At 71.0% G+C, this 521-nt stretch carries 1 protein-coding gene; it reads right to left on the reverse strand.

Going from position 1 to position 521, the window contains the following annotated elements:
* Positions 1-521, reverse strand: a 521-nt coding sequence (locus EJK91_RS23075) for a hypothetical protein (protein WP_206430465.1), incomplete at both ends; no start/stop codon positions are given.

The following is a 521-nucleotide window of genomic DNA, read 5'->3' on the forward strand; positions in this document are numbered from 1 at the left end:
CGCCACGCCACCATTGGTGCCCGACTCACCAGCACCACCGGCAGTACCGGCCACCGTGGCGTCCGCACCGGCCTGACCGGTGTACCCGGTACCACCGGCACCGCCGTCACCACCAGCACCACCCAGACCATCATCGGCACGCCCGGAACCATCAGCCTTCAGACCACCCAGGCCACCATCACCACCCGCACCACCAGCACCACCGGCGCCGCCTTCGACACCCACACCCGTGGAGTCAGCACCGGTGAAGCCGTCACCACCCTCACCACCATTGCCGCCGGCACCCGCGGTGCCATCAACACCGTCGACGATCGGGCCCCGGCCCGCACCACCGGCACCACCCTGGCCGGCGTCACCACCGGCACCGCCGGCACCACCGGCATAACCATCCAGATGCGTGCCATCACCATCGGCACCGTTGGCGCCCTCGCCGCCCTCACCACCAGAGCCACCGGCACCACCAGCACCACCAAGACCCTGCAAGGCYGCGCCGCCCTTACCCGTGCCACCCGCACCACCAG

It is taken from the genome of Mycobacterium sp. P7213 (genome assembly GCF_900604305.1).
In the GTDB taxonomy this organism is placed as follows: Bacteria; Actinomycetota; Actinomycetes; order Mycobacteriales; family Mycobacteriaceae; genus Mycobacterium.